General features: G+C 27.3%; 1 protein-coding gene and 1 pseudogene. Both read right to left on the reverse strand.

The genetic code is table 4. The annotated features are described in order from the left end of the window. Positions 1-40: 40 nt before the first annotated feature. Positions 41-580, reverse strand: a complete 540-nt coding sequence (locus tag MAGTDC_RS03695; RefSeq protein ID WP_192573222.1) for a cytochrome c oxidase assembly protein — start codon at positions 578-580, stop codon at positions 41-43. Then, positions 574-758 (reverse strand): annotated as a pseudogene (locus MAGTDC_RS05070) (cytochrome c oxidase subunit I); the annotation flags it as partial. The gene MAGTDC_RS03695 and the pseudogene MAGTDC_RS05070, both read right to left, overlap by 7 nt.

Here is a 758-nt window from a genome sequence, read left to right on the forward strand (position 1 = left end):
AACATAATTAACAACGTAGTAAGTATTGTTAGAATTAACTCTATCATTTTCCCATATTATTCAAAGTATATGTTAAGGTTAATTCTTTAATGTTCTTGGTACTATCATCAAAATTTATATTTGGATCAATGTAAAACACCAACGGCAAAACAATATTGGTGTATGGAGATATTATCATTTTGTTGTAACAAAAACATTGTAATTTATTAAAATATTTACTTGCCACAAATGGTGTAATGTTGTAAACTGCTTCACTAACAAGATAATTGTTACTTTTGTTCTTAAGTTTATAATTAATTTTTACTACTTCTCCAGATATTAAGGTTATATGACTTACACTACAATCAAAAGCACATGCCAATGTTCTATCTACTTGAGTAATAAAATCTATTTTAATGAGCTGATGATATAGTGTTTTGTTTAAATTAGTTCCTTTCTTTGGAATTCCGGTAAGACCAAGCTTAGCACATGTTATTTTATATCATTTTGTGATTAAATAACAAAAACCAATCATGGAAATAAACATCGAGATGCTTAACCCAAAGATTTGACTTGATCTTATTAATGACATCTTTATCATGGACTTTTGATACAAGTTTTACCTCTAATTTTAGAATCAATAATAATATAAAAGAACAACAAAATGCTAACAATACCAAAATATGCACCATACGATGACACTTTGTTTCAACCACTATAAGCTTCAATATAATCTATACTTCTTCTTGGCATACCTGCTAATCCTAAGAAATGTTGAG

The organism is Candidatus Hodgkinia cicadicola (assembly GCF_002774925.1).